At 72.2% G+C, this 11838-nt stretch carries 11 protein-coding genes; 8 read left to right on the top strand and 3 right to left on the bottom strand.

Features of this window, described 5'->3' with window-relative positions; translation table 11 throughout:
• On the bottom strand, window positions 1-702 hold a 702-nt coding region (locus PV682_RS27575), incomplete at its 3' end, for an RNA-guided endonuclease InsQ/TnpB family protein (RefSeq protein ID WP_319734499.1).
• A 194-nt stretch (window positions 703-896) separates the two neighbouring features.
• Here PV682_RS27575 and PV682_RS27570 point away from each other — a divergent pair.
• From PV682_RS27570 to PV682_RS27545, 6 genes are all read left to right on the top strand, one after another.
• Window positions 897-1343 (top strand): DoxX family membrane protein, encoded by a 447-nt coding sequence (locus tag PV682_RS27570; RefSeq protein WP_319734489.1) that lies wholly within the window; start codon window positions 897-899, stop codon window positions 1341-1343.
• A gap of 3 nt (window positions 1344-1346) precedes the next feature.
• The gene (locus PV682_RS27565) at window positions 1347-1778 is read left to right on the top strand and encodes a Zn-ribbon domain-containing OB-fold protein (RefSeq protein WP_319734488.1); all 432 of its coding nucleotides are present in this window, start codon (window positions 1347-1349) and stop codon (window positions 1776-1778) included.
• Window positions 1779-1900: 122 nt separating this feature from the next.
• On the top strand, window positions 1901-2515 hold the full coding sequence (locus PV682_RS27560) for a GNAT family N-acetyltransferase (RefSeq protein ID WP_319734486.1): 615 nt from the start codon (window positions 1901-1903) through the stop codon (window positions 2513-2515).
• Complete coding sequence (locus PV682_RS27555; RefSeq protein ID WP_319734484.1) at window positions 2512-3372, top strand: GNAT family N-acetyltransferase; 861 nt, start codon at window positions 2512-2514, stop codon at window positions 3370-3372. Before PV682_RS27560 ends, PV682_RS27555 begins: the two co-directional genes overlap by 4 nt.
• A 120-nt stretch (window positions 3373-3492) precedes the next feature.
• Window positions 3493-5718: an acetate--CoA ligase family protein gene (locus PV682_RS27550; protein ID WP_319734482.1), complete on the top strand. Its 2226-nt coding sequence runs from the start codon at window positions 3493-3495 to the stop codon at window positions 5716-5718.
• Between the two features lie 239 nt (window positions 5719-5957).
• Window positions 5958-6707 (top strand): enoyl-CoA hydratase/isomerase family protein, encoded by a 750-nt coding sequence (locus PV682_RS27545; RefSeq protein ID WP_319734498.1) that lies wholly within the window; start codon window positions 5958-5960, stop codon window positions 6705-6707.
• Window positions 6708-6736: 29 nt separating this feature from the next.
• On the opposite strand, the gene PV682_RS27540 is transcribed toward PV682_RS27545, so the two are convergent.
• A complete protein-coding gene (locus tag PV682_RS27540; RefSeq protein ID WP_319734480.1) occupies window positions 6737-7651 on the bottom strand; it encodes a hypothetical protein in 915 nt (304 codons plus the stop codon).
• Window positions 7652-7757: 106 nt separating this feature from the next.
• Between PV682_RS27540 and PV682_RS27535 the strand changes: the two genes are divergently transcribed.
• On the top strand, window positions 7758-8366 hold the full coding sequence (locus PV682_RS27535; protein WP_319734478.1) for a flavin reductase family protein: 609 nt from the start codon (window positions 7758-7760) through the stop codon (window positions 8364-8366).
• 135 nt (window positions 8367-8501) lie between these two features.
• Here PV682_RS27535 and PV682_RS27530 read toward each other — a convergent pair whose 3' ends face one another.
• A complete protein-coding gene (locus PV682_RS27530; protein ID WP_407705746.1) occupies window positions 8502-9935 on the bottom strand; it encodes an MFS transporter in 1434 nt (477 codons plus the stop codon).
• Between the two features lie 59 nt (window positions 9936-9994).
• Here PV682_RS27530 and PV682_RS27525 point away from each other — a divergent pair, with 59 nt between their 5' ends.
• On the top strand, window positions 9995-11050 hold the full coding sequence (locus PV682_RS27525) for a GlxA family transcriptional regulator (protein ID WP_319734474.1): 1056 nt from the start codon (window positions 9995-9997) through the stop codon (window positions 11048-11050).
• Window positions 11051-11838: the final 788 nt, after the last annotated feature.

Here is an 11838-nt window from a genome sequence, read left to right as displayed (position 1 = left end):
CTTCGACCCCTTGGCCTTGCGGGACAGCTCCCGCTGGAGGCGCCGGAGTTTCTTCTCGGCCCGGCGCAGGAAACGCGGACTGGCGATCTTCGTCCCGTCGGACAGGACCGCGAAGGCGGACAGGCCAAGGTCGATACCCGTGTCGGCCTCCGCCTCGGGGAGGATGTCCGGCTCGGCGTCCACGACGAAGCTGAGGAAGTACCGGCCACAGCTGTCCCTGGTGACCGTCAGGGACGTGGGCGCGGCCGGGAGCCGACGCGACCACGTGACCTTGAGCTTGCCGACCCTGGCCACGTACACCGTGCCGTTCTCCTGAAGGGAGAAGGCGTTGGTGTTGAGACGGACCGACTGCCGAGTGTCCTTCTTCGACTTGTACCGGGGCGGACCGACCTTGCGGCCCTGCCGCTTGCCCTTGACCGAGTCGAAGAAGTTCTTGTAGGCAGTGTCCAGGTCCCGCAGGGACTGCTGAAGCACGACCGCTGACACGTCGGCGAGCCAGGCACGCTCCTCGGTGCGCTTGGCCTGGGTGATGCGAAGCCGGGACAACTCCGCCGACGTCACGTACGGCAACCCCGCCGCATGCGCCTCCTTCCGGTCGCGCAGGCAGTCGTTCCACACCACCCGCGCGCACCCGAACGCCTTTGCCAGCGCACGGCGCTGCGGGGCGTCCGGGTAGGCCCCATCTGGCCGACACGGGATCAGACTTCCGTGCACAGCCCGCGAGGACGTCGAGGCCAGTTTCCGGCGCCAGGAGTCGCCGTACGTCAACCGTCTCGCGGCGAGTGGGTGGTCGTGCGGGTGAGTAGAGCCGCCCCTTGCCAAACTTTCTTCCCGCTTCTAGAACTGACGTACCGTCAGATTCGCGACCTCGTTCGCCCGACCCCGCAGGGAGTCCCATGGACACGATCTGGCTCGACGGTGCGCAGTGGCTGGCCGTGTTGCGGATCGGGCTCGGGCTGTGGTGGCTGGAGAGCTGGCGGCACAAGGACAAGAAGACGTGGTTCCAGGGCGGGGGGATCAGCTGGGCGGCGGACATCGCCGCCAAGCACCGGTGGTCCGCCGTGCGCAGCGGCTTCGCGGTCACCGTCACGCCCCGGCCCCGGACGATGGCGTACGTCGTCGCCTACGCCGAACTCGCCCTGGGGCTCGGCCTCATCCTCGGGTTCCTCACGCCCGTCGCCCTGGTCGGCGGGCTCCTGCTGAACGGGCTCTACTTCGTCCTCATGATCCACGACTGGGCGGAGCAGGGGCAGAACTCGATGATGGGGCTCATGTCGGTGGTGGGCCTGTTCGGGATGTCGTGGCAGAGCTGGTCCGTGGACAGTGCGCTGGGGTGGTTCTGAGACATGGCCGAGAATCCAGGAGTCCCTCGGAAGTACGACATACCCGCGTACGGCATACCTGAGACCGACCCCCTCACCCTCCCCTACTGGGACGCCGCTGCCCAGGGCCGCCTGTTGATCCGGCGCTGCACGGCCTGCTCCCGCCCTCACCACTACCCTCGGGAGTTCTGCCCCCACTGCTGGAGCGAGGACGTCGTCTGGGAGGAGGCGAGCGGGCGGGCCGGCCTGTACACCTGGTCGACCGTCCACCGGAACGACCTCCCACCCTTCCGCGACCGCACGCCCTATGTCGCGGCTGTGGTGGACCTGGAGGAGGGGCCCCGGATGATGACGGAGGTCGTGGGATGCGCGCCTGCGGAACTCCACCCGGGGATGGAGCTGGCGGTGAGCTTCCGGGAAGGCGTGCCGGTGTTCGGGCCGCCCGGGCGCGCCTGAGGGGTGGCCCGGTAGAGGTGGCCCCAGGGAAGTAACTCCCGAGGGGTAGCTCCGGAGAGGTAGCTCCCGAGGCGTAGATCAAATGGGGTGCCCCTCAAGAGGGACCCGGTTTCAATGGCCCCATGCCCCGAGCGACCGACCCCCTACCCGTACCCCCGGCCCTCGTACCCCGCCTGTACGGCCACGGCCTGGTCCTGCGCTCCTGGGACCCCGGCTCCCCCACGGACGTCGACGCCTGGCTGCGGGGGCAGGCGAACGACGAGTTCCGGCGTTGGAACACCCCCCTCATGCCGATCACGGACCCCGACTCGGCCCGCGCTCACCTGCGGTCGAAAGTGGAGGCAGCCGCGCAGGGCACCGGTATGCCGTTCCGCGTCACCGACGCCGTGACGGGCGAGACGCTGGGGCAGATCGGGCTGAACGTCGTCAACCGGGTCACCCGGAGCGCACGGGTCGGGTACTGGGTGCTGCCCGAGGCGCGGGGGCAGGGTGTCGCGACCCGCGCCCTGACCGTCGTAGCCCGCTGGTCGCTCACCGAATTCGGCCTGCACCGGCTGGAGTTGGACCACGCGGACGGGCACGGCGTCTCCTGCCGCATCGCCGAGCGCTGCGGTTTCCGCTACGAGGGCACCCTGCGTGACGCGACGTTCGCCGCGGGCCGCCACGACGCCTTCCGCGACATGCATCTGCATGCCCGCCTGGCCACCGATCCTGAACCGAACGGGGAGAGCACATGACCTACGAACACTGGCAGTTGACGACCGACCTGACCGAATTCCTGGACACGGCAGGCCCGTTCCTGCGCTCCCGGCCGGTCCACCACACGGTCCCGCTCACCGTGACCGAGAACCTGCGCGCCCAGGGCACCGACCTGTACGGCGGCAGCCGTCCCCTCTTCGGTGTCCTGACCGGCGCCGACGGCGAGGTGGCGGCGGCCTTCTTCCAGACCCCGCCGTTCCCGCTCAACGTCACCCACCTCACCCCGCGCCGCACCGAGTCGCTGGCCGAAGCGCTCCTGGACCACAACCACCCGCTGTCCGGCGTCACTTCGGACACGAAGACGGTGGAGGCGTTCGTGGCGGCCTGGAAGCGCGGAACGAACGCCACCGAGACCGTGTTCCGGCGTGAACGCCTCTACAGGCTGGAGGAGTTGACGCACCCCCAGCCGATCCCGCCGGGTCGGTCCCGCACCGCGACCCCGGCGGACCACGCTCTGCTGCGGGCCTGGAACGACAAGTTCACGACGGAGATCGGCCACCCCCACACCATGGCCGACTCCCTGCTGACCGCCCGCATCGCCGCGGGCTCGTTCACGCTCTGGGAGACCCCGGACGGCACCCCGGTGTCGATGGCGAGCGCGACCGGCCTGATCGCGGGCCAGATCCGGATCGTCACGGTCTACACCCCGCCCGAGCACCGCGCCAAGGGGTACGCGGGCGCCGCCACCGCCGAGGCGAGCCGCCGCGCCCGCGAGGCCGGGGCCGAAGAGGTGCTGCTCTTCACGGACTTGGCGAACCAGACGAGCAACGCCCTGTACCAGCGGATCGGTTACCGGCCGGTCGAGGACTTCACCGTGTACACCTTCCAGGACTGACCTCCCAGCACCGACCCGACCCGGCCACCCGCCAACCTTTCACCGCACCCCCATTCCTGACACACCATCAGTTCTGTAATCTGACAGTGCGTCAGCTAAGTCAAGGAGGCGGGCGGACCGATGCTTGGATCAACCCACGGCACCCTCACCACCGACTCCCGCCGGGCCCGGGTCATCGCGTGCGGCGAGCAGCCCGGACCGGCCGTGCACGGCAGGCCGGCCGATGTGGACGGCATGGACGTCAGCGGGCGTCCGCTGTACGCGGACGTGCCCGATCTGGAGAGATTCTTCCGGCCCGAGTCGGTCGCGGTCATCGGCGCCTCGGACGCCGAGGGACGGCCGAACACCGGGATCACCAGGCAGTTGCTGGCCTGGTCGAAGCGGGTGGGGGCCCGGCTGCACCCGGTGCACCCCACCCGTCCTGAGGTCTTCGGCATTCCCTGCGTCGCATCGGTCTCCGACCTTCCCGAACAGGTCGATGTGGCCGTGCTGTTGGTGTCCGACCCGCTGCCGGTGATCGAGCAACTCGCCGAGACGAAGGTGAAGTTCGCGGTCGCCTTCGCGTCCGGTTTCGCGGAGACCGGCGAGGAGGGCGCCGCCGCCCAGGCGAGGCTGACGGCGGCCGTCGAGCGCGCGGGCCTCAGGCTCCTCGGCCCGAACACCAACCTGAACGCCTTCGAGGAGTTCCGCGACGACCTCGGCGGGCCGGCGATCGCCCTCATCACCCAGTCCGGCCACCAGGGCCGACCGGTGTTCTCCCTCCAGGAGTTGGGTGTGCGCCTCTCCCACTGGGCGCCCACCGGGAACGAGGCCGACCTCGAAACGGCCGACTTCATCTCGTACTTCGCCGAGCGGCCCGAGACCGGCGCGATCGCGTGCTACGTCGAGGGCCTCAAGGACGGTCGCGCGTTCCTGCTCGCAGCCGACCGGGCCGCCCGCCGCAAGGTGCCCGTCGTCGCGGTGAAGGTCGGCCGCACCGAGACCGGCGCCCGCACGGCGGCCTCGCACACCGGCAAACTCACCGGCGCCGACGACGTGGTCGACGCCGCGATGCGGCAGTACGGCGTGATCCGCGTCGACGCGCTCGACGAACTCCAGGACACGGCAACCTTGTTGGCCCGCGCGAAGCCCCCGGTGGCGAACGGCGTTGCCGTGTACGCCATTTCGGGCGGCACCGGTGCCCACGTCGCCGACCTCGCGACGACGGCGGGCCTCGACCTGCCGCCCCTCTCCGCCGCCAAGCAGGCCGAACTCCACCAGTGGATACCGGAGTTCCTCAGCGTCGCGAACCCGATCGACAACGGCGGACACCCGGTCGGCGACCACCGGGGCCGGAAGATCATCGACGCGATCCTCGCCGATCCGTCGGTCGGGGTGCTGATCTGTCCGATCACCGGCCCGTTCCCGCCGCTCAGCGACCGCCTGGTCGAGGACCTGGTGGCGGCGGCCGAGGAGACGGACAAGCTGGTGTGTGTGGTGTGGGGTTCGCCGGTCGGCACCGAACAGGCGTACCGGGACGTGCTGTTGGGCTCGCGCCGGGTCACGACGTTCCGTACGGTTCCCAACTGCCTGAACGCGGTGCGGGCTTACCTCGACCACCACCGCTTCACCCGCGACTACCGCTCCCCCTTCGACCAGGCCCCCCGCACCCCCTCGCCCTCCTTCCGCAAGGCCCGCGAACTCATGCGCCCCGGACAGCAGTTGAGCGAGCACGCGGCCAAGCAACTGCTGCGCGCGTACGGGATCCGGGTGCCGCGCGAGCAGTTGGTGACCAGCGCGGCGGGCGCCGTACGGGCGGCGAGCCTCGTCGGCTACCCGGTCGTGATGAAGGCGTCCGGCGCGGACATCGCCCACAAGACGGAACTCGGCCTGGTGAAGATCGGCCTCACCTCGGCCAGCCAAGTCCGGGACGCCTACCGCGAGTTGACAGATATCGCCCGGTACGAGGACGTCGCACTGGACGGCGTCCTGGTCTGCCAGATGGTCGCGCAGGGCGTGGAGATGGTCGTCGGCGTCAGTCATGACGCGCTGTTCGGGCCGACGGTGACGGTCGGGCTCGGCGGAGTCCTGGTCGAGGTCCTGCACGACACCGCCGTGCGCGTACCGCCCTTCGGGGAGACGCAGGCGCGGGACATGCTGACGGATCTGCGGGGGCGGGCGCTGCTGGACGGCGTACGGGGGAGGCCGCCTGCGGACCTGGACGCGCTGGTCGAGGTGATCCTGCGGGTGCAGCGGATGTCGCTCGAACTCGTCGACGACATCGCGGAGTTGGACATCAACCCGCTGATCGTGCTGCCCCGGGGCCAGGGGGCGGTGGCGCTGGACGCGCTGGCGGTGTGCCGGTGAGCACGCCCCGGCCGGACGGGCCCGGCACCGACGCCGCGCCCAGAACCCACGCCGCCTCGAAAACCGACGCCTCGCCCGAGGCCCAGGCCGCCTCCAGCCCCTCCCCTGAAACCGGCGCCGCCCCCGAAGCCCACGCCAATCCCGAGGCCCACGCCGGCCCCGAACCCCACCCCACTCCTGCGCCCCAAACCCGCACCGCCCCCGAATCCCCCCTCCTCCACTCCACCGACGACCGCGGCATCACCCGCCTCACCCTCAACCGGCCCGAGTCCCTGAACGCCCTGACGCCGCCCCAACGGGACGCGATCATCGGCCAGTTGGCGGACGCCTCGGCCGACCCCGCCGTACGCGTCGTCGTCCTGACCGGCACCGGTCGCGGCTTCTGCGCGGGTGCCGACCTGCGGGGCGGCCCCGTGAGAGAGGTGCTGCCCGGGGACGTGTCGCGGACGCTGCGGCTGGGTGCGCAGCGGCTCGTCGCCGCTGTACTCGACTGCGAGAAGCCCGTGATCGCGGCGGTGAACGGGACGGCGGCGGGGCTTGGGGCGCATCTCGCCTTCGCCTGCGATCTCGTGCTCGCCGCCGAATCGGCCCGTTTCATCGAGGTGTTCGTGCGTCGGGGGCTCGTTCCCGACGCGGGCGGCGCCTATCTGCTGCCCCGGCTGATCGGGCCGCATCGCGCCAAGGAGCTGATGTTCTTCGGGGATTCACTGTCGGCGCCGGAGGCCGAGCGGCTCGGTCTGGTCAACAGGGTTGTCCCGGACGGGGAGTTGGCGAAGACGGCACAGGAGTGGGCGGCCCGGCTGGCCACCGCACCCACCCGCTCCCTCGCCCTCACCAAGCAACTCGTCAACGCCTCCCTCGACTCCGACCGGGCCACCGCGTTCGCCGCCGAGGCCGCCGCGCAGGAGATCAACATGACGACGGCGGACGCGAGGGAAGGACTGCGGGCGTTCGTCGAGCGCAGATCCCCTGAGTTCAGGGGGCGTTGACCCCGGAAGGTGTCCTGTCAGACATGCCTTCAGACGGGCCTGAGGATGCGCAGATCGCCCGCGTCAGGATCCCCGAACAGCACGAACAACTCCGGCGAGTCCGCCGTACCGCCGACGACCCAGTACGTCTCCGCCCCACACCCCTCAAGGCGTACGACCGCGCCATCGCGTTCCTCGGGACCCTCGCCGGCGTACCCGTCATGGCGGCCCTCGGTGTCGAGGAACCATGTGCCGGTCGCGTCGCAGACGTCGTAGACCTTGTCGGCGGACCAGTCCCCGTCGGGCCGCTGGGCGGGCAGGGCGTTCGCCTCGGCGTGGCCTCCTGGGCGCAGGGTCAGTTCCGCGCCGTCCGGGCCGCGCCAGACGCCGGTGAGGCGGTCGGCGGAGAGCCGGGGTGGCTCGTACTCCGGTACTAGACCTGCCGCGTCAGCCGCGAGCATCCCCGCGAGTGCTACGCCGAACAGGGCCACCGAGGCGGGGACCGAGCGCCACCACACGCCTCCGGCCGACCACGGGTAGCTCCTGCGGCGTAGTACCAGGACCGCGAGCATCGGGAGGATGCCCAGCGCGGTCAAGGCGGCGGCGGTCGGCAGGAGAGGAGCGCCCAGGGTGAGGGTCGCGAGCACCGCCCACAGCGCGCTGACGAGCGCCGTAGCTCCCAGGTAGTACGACCACCCACCCTTGAGGGCCGCGAGCGTTCCGGCGGGGCGGGTGAGCAGGGCCGTCTGGAGCATGCCGGTGACCGGTACCCACAGCGGAGCGAACAGGAGGACACAGGCCCAGCCGAGGGTGGGCGGGGGGATGCCGTAGTCGTCCTGGCCCGAGGACAGGGCCAGCCAGGCGACCAGGGCGGCCGGAATCTGTGCCGCCGCCGTCGCCGCGGCCACATGTGTGTCGGCAGGCGTCCAGCTCAGCCGGACCGCCCGGAAGGTCCCCCGCCTCATGAGGGGGAGCGTATGCGGGGCGCGCGAAGAAGGGTTCACCACCCCTTCAAAGAAGCGTTCACCACCCCTTCCGACCTGACGATCCGTCAGCTTCAATGGGAGGGTGATGGGACACGCAGGCGCTGCGGCTGCCGCAGTCCGCTATCTGAGGGCCCTGCCGGGCGGCGGGGCGGCCGAGGGGCCGCCGGGGCCGCGCCCGGAGCTGCGGTGCGTGCGGGACGGCGAGGGCGCGCCGGTCGACCAGGCGGTCTTCCGGCACGTGCTCGGGAACTTCGCGAGCGGGGTGACCGTTGTCACGGCACCGGCTCCCGCCGAAACGGAAGGAGCGTCCCCCGCCGGATTCGCCTGCCAGTCCTTCGCCTCCCTCTCCCTCGACCCGCCCCTCGTCGTGTTCATGGTCGCCCGCACGTCCACGACCTGGCCCCGTATCGCCCGCGCCGGCGTCTTCTGCGTCAACGTCCTCGCGGACGACCAGTCCGACCTGTGCCGCGCCTTCGCCCGCAGCGGCACGGACAAGTTCGCCGGGGTGCCGTACGACGCGGCCCCCGCCAGCGGGTCCCCCCGCCTCGCCGGCGCGCTCGCGTGGGTGGACTGCACGATCCACGCGGTCCACACGGGCGGCGACCACCTCATCGTCGTAGGGCGGGTGGACGCGCTGGGGACGACGGACGGCGAACGGGGACCGCTGCTGTTCCACCGGGGGCGGTTCGTCTAGGGACTCCGGCGGTGGAGTGGGACTGGACCGCACGGCATCGATGCCTCCGCGCGCCATCGCGCACCTCGCCGGAATCGGCGCCACTGCTTTCCGGCGACGCCTGCCCGCCCCGCCCGTGCGCCGGTTCACTCCGGTTCACACCGTCGCGAGCGTCACCCCCCGCCGCCGTATCAGCAGCGCCATCAGCGCCGCCGCCGCGCACAGCGCGCCCGACGCGTACCAGACCACGTTGTACGAGCCGAAGGCGTCCCGGGCGACGCCGCCGAGGAAGGCGACGAGGGCCGCGCCGACCTGGTGGGACGCGAGGACCCAGCCGAAGACGATCGCCGAGTCGTCGCCGTACTGCTCGCGGCACAGGGCGAGGGTGGGCGGGACGGTGGCGACCCAGTCGAGGCCGTAGAAGACGATGAAGAAGATCATCGGCGGGTGGACGGTCGCCGCGAGCAGCATCGGCAGGAAGAGGAGCGAGACGCCGCGCAGCGCGTAGTAGACGGCGAGGAGGCGGCGCGCGTCGAAGCGGTCGGTGAACCAGCCGGAGGCGATCGTGCCGACGACGTCGAAGACGCCGATCACCGCGAGGAGCGAGGCGGCGGCCGTGACGGGCATGCCGTGGTCGTGCGCGGCGGGCACGAAGTGGGTCTGGATCAGGCCGTTGGTGGACGCGCCGCAGATCGCGAAGCTGCCCGCGAGCAGCCAGAACGGGCCGGTGCGCGCCGCCTGGAACAGGACGGTCAGCGCGCGCCGCGCTGCGCCCGTGACGGGCGGCGGCTTCTCGGCGTACCCCTTCGCGCCGTACGGCGCCATGCCGACGTCCGCCGGGTGGTCGCGCAGCAGCAGCCAGACGAAGGGGACGACGGTCAGCGCGGCGAGCGCGACGGTCACCGCGGCCGGGCGCCAGTCGTAGCGGGTCACCATCCAGGACAGCAGCGGCAGGAAGATCAGCTGGCCCGACGCGGACGCGGCGGTGAGGATGCCGCTGACCAGGCCGCGGCGCTCGGTGAACCACCGGTTGGTGACGGTCGCCGCGAACGCCAGCGCCATCGAGCCGGAGCCGAGGCCGACCAACAGGCCCCAGTACAGCATCAGTTGCCAGGCCGCCGTCATCCATACGGTGAGTCCGGAGCCGATCGCTATCACCGTCAGCGCGATCGCGACGACCCTGCGGATGCCGAAGCGGTCCATCAGCGCCGCCGCGAACGGCGCGGTCAGGCCGTACAGCGCGAGGTTGACGGAGACGGCCGCGCCGATCGTCCCGCGCGACCAGCCGAACTCGTCGTGCAGGGGGTCGATCAGCAGACCCGGCAGCGACCGGAAGGCCGCCGCGCCGATGATCGTGACGAAGGTGACGGCGGCCACGAACCACGCACGATGCACACGCCACTTCCCACGCGGCGCGCGGGGCTGCGCGGTTGCGGAGGGTCCGGTCGCGGACGGCCCGGTCGCGGGCGCCTCCGCCACGCGCGCGCCGGCAGCAGCGGGCCCGGCTCCGGACGGTCCCGTCGCGGAGCACCCGGTCGTGTACGACCCGTCCGCTGGAGTCTCGGTTGTCTGAGTCACGTCACTCAGCATCGGCCCCCCGCTCCCCCGCATCGACTGGCCCGAAGGACATGGTTCGCTAGGATCGGGCCATGAGCCCCGGAAGCGCACGGGCCTTCCGCCCGCACCACGTGGTCGTCCTCGCCCTCGACGGCATCCTTCCCTTCGAACTCGGCATCCCGCACCGGATCTTCGGCCGCCCCCGGGACGCACGGGGCCGGCATCTGTACGAGGTGATCACCTGCTCCGTACGCCCGCCCGGCCCGGTCCGTACGAACGCCGATTTCTCGATCATGGTGGAGCACGGGCCGGAAGCGCTGGCCGAGGCCGACACCGTGATCGTCCCCGCCTCCTACCAGCTGGGGCCGGTCTTCGAGGAGGGCGTCCTCACCCCGGAACTGGAGTCGGCGCTCGCCCGCGTACGCCCCGGCGCGCGGCTCGCGTCGATCTGCACGGGCGTGTACGTCCTGGCCGCCGCCGGCTGTCTCGACGGGCGCCCGGCGACGACGCACTGGGCCGACGCCGAGCACCTCCAGCGCCTCTTCCCGCGCGTGGACGTCGATCCGAACGTCCTGTTCATCGACGACGGCGACGTCCTCACCTCGGCCGGTGTCGCCGCGGGGATCGACCTGTGCCTGCACATCGTGCGCCGCGACCACGGCGCCGCCGTCGCCAACGAGGTCGCCCGCCGCACCGTCGTCCCCCCGCACCGCGACGGCGGCCAGGCCCAGTACATCGAGCGCCCCGTCCCCGACCCCCGCCAGGCCAGCACGGCCGCCGCCCGCGCGTGGGCGCTGGCCCGCCTCCACGAGCCGATCCAGCTGCGCGACATGGCCGCGCAGGAGGCGATGTCCGTCCGCACCTTCACCCGCCGCTTCCGCGAGGAGTCCGGCGTCAGCCCCGGCCAGTGGCTCACCGCCCAACGCATCGCCCACGCCCGTCACCTCCTCGAATCCACCGACCTCTCCATCGACCGCATCGCCCGCGACGCGGGCTTCGGCACCGCCCAGTCGATGCGCCAGCATCTACAGACCTCCCTGGGCGTCACGCCGTCGGCCTATCGCCGTACGTTCCGGGGGGACCGGGACACCGGCGGCACTCCCCGCGTCCCCGCCGGCCCCCGCGACCACGGCGCCGCCGTGCGCTGACCGCCCCGCGCGGTGCGCCTCCCCGGCCCACCCGACCACGCTCAGCAGCAGGATCAGCACCACCCCGGCCAGCACCGCCGAGGACGGTTCCATGACCTTCAGCAGGAGCCCGGCGAGGGAGCCGGTCGCCGCGTACCCCGCGCCCGCCGCCGCGTACATGACCGAGTAGCCGGCGGCCAGCGCGCCCGGCGGGAGGGCGTCGCGCAGGGCCAGGTTGCGGGTGACCGTCGCGCCCGCCTGGAACATGCCGCCCGCGCAGAGCGCCGCCCCGACGGCCAGCGGGTGCGTGGCCAGGGCGACCAGCGTCACGCAGGCCGCCATCGCCGTCGTCAGCACCAGCCCTCGGGTCCGCAGCAGCCCCGGCCAGTTCCGCAGCCCGTACACGAACGCGCCGAGCCCGGCGGCGACCGCCATCGCCGCCAGGAGCGGGCCCGACCAGCCGACGCCGATGCCGCGCTGTTCGAGCAGGGCGGGGAGGGTGAGTTCGGCGAGGCCCAGCATCGTCAGGCTCGCCGCGCCCGTGACGTACACCGGCCAGGCCCCGGCCAGCACTCGCGCGCGGGAACCCTCCGCCCGCTCGGCCCCGCCGACGCCCCACGCGGCCGGCAGCAGCCACAGGCCCGCGACCGAGGCGGCCATCAGGGCGGCCCCGAGCAGCAGCGGGGCCTTTGGGGCGACGCCGAGGGCGAGACCGGCGACGGCGGCCGGGGAGAGCGCCCACACGCCGGACATCAGCATCGACTCGGCGGACAGCGCCTGGGCGGCGGCCCGCTCCGGGACCAGTTCGG

Source organism: Streptomyces niveiscabiei (assembly GCF_033794345.1).
In the GTDB taxonomy this organism is placed as follows: Bacteria; Actinomycetota; Actinomycetes; order Streptomycetales; family Streptomycetaceae; genus Streptomyces; species Streptomyces niveiscabiei.
Note: the sequence above shows the minus strand (reverse complement) of the source record. Positions and strands in the feature narration are given on the sequence as shown.

Excerpts from the sequence above, each read along its gene's own strand:
- PV682_RS27570 (WP_319734489.1), top strand. The coding sequence starts at position 897 with ATGGACACGATCTGGCTCGACGGTGCGCAGTGGCTGGCCGTGTTGCGG.
- PV682_RS27565 (WP_319734488.1), top strand. The coding sequence starts at position 1,347 with ATGGCCGAGAATCCAGGAGTCCCTCGGAAGTACGACATACCCGCGTAC.
- PV682_RS27560 (WP_319734486.1), top strand. The coding sequence starts at position 1,901 with ATGCCCCGAGCGACCGACCCCCTACCCGTACCCCCGGCCCTCGTACCC.
- PV682_RS27555 (WP_319734484.1), top strand. The coding sequence starts at position 2,512 with ATGACCTACGAACACTGGCAGTTGACGACCGACCTGACCGAATTCCTG.
- PV682_RS27550 (WP_319734482.1), top strand. The coding sequence starts at position 3,493 with ATGCTTGGATCAACCCACGGCACCCTCACCACCGACTCCCGCCGGGCC.
- PV682_RS27540 (WP_319734480.1), bottom strand. The coding sequence starts at position 7,651 with ATGAGGCGGGGGACCTTCCGGGCGGTCCGGCTGAGCTGGACGCCTGCC.
- PV682_RS27535 (WP_319734478.1), top strand. The coding sequence starts at position 7,758 with ATGGGACACGCAGGCGCTGCGGCTGCCGCAGTCCGCTATCTGAGGGCC.
- PV682_RS27530 (WP_407705746.1), bottom strand. The coding sequence starts at position 9,935 with ATGCTGAGTGACGTGACTCAGACAACCGAGACTCCAGCGGACGGGTCG.
- PV682_RS27525 (WP_319734474.1), top strand. The coding sequence starts at position 9,995 with ATGAGCCCCGGAAGCGCACGGGCCTTCCGCCCGCACCACGTGGTCGTC.